This window comes from Pseudoalteromonas aliena, from assembly GCF_038155085.1.
GTDB lineage: Bacteria > Pseudomonadota > Gammaproteobacteria > Enterobacterales > Alteromonadaceae > Pseudoalteromonas > Pseudoalteromonas aliena_A.
The window spans coordinates 1-235 of record NZ_JBAKAU010000100.1 but is presented as its reverse complement, the minus strand read 5'-3'; the positions used below and the strand labels follow the sequence as shown (position 1 = coordinate 235).

The 235-nt window shown below is 45.1% G+C and carries 1 protein-coding gene; it reads left to right on the top strand.

Annotated features, from left to right (window positions below):
• A partial coding sequence (locus V6260_RS18700) for an exo-beta-N-acetylmuramidase NamZ domain-containing protein (protein ID WP_341595583.1) occupies window positions 1-235 on the top strand: 235 nt, incomplete at both ends.

Sequence of the window (235 nt, the reverse complement as noted above, 5' to 3'; positions counted from 1 at the left end):
GCACGGCATGACGGTAGGCGACCTTGCAAAAATCATAAAAGGCGAAAGCTGGATCAATAAAGCTGCACATTTAAAGCTTACTGTGATCCCCCTTGATCATTACACGCGCTCAACATCCTACAGTTTACCTGAAAAACCCAGCCCTAATTTACCGAATGAGCAATCAATCGCGCTTTATCCCTCGCTGTGTTTTTTTGAAGCAACGCCTATAAGTATTGGCAGAGGCACCGACTTT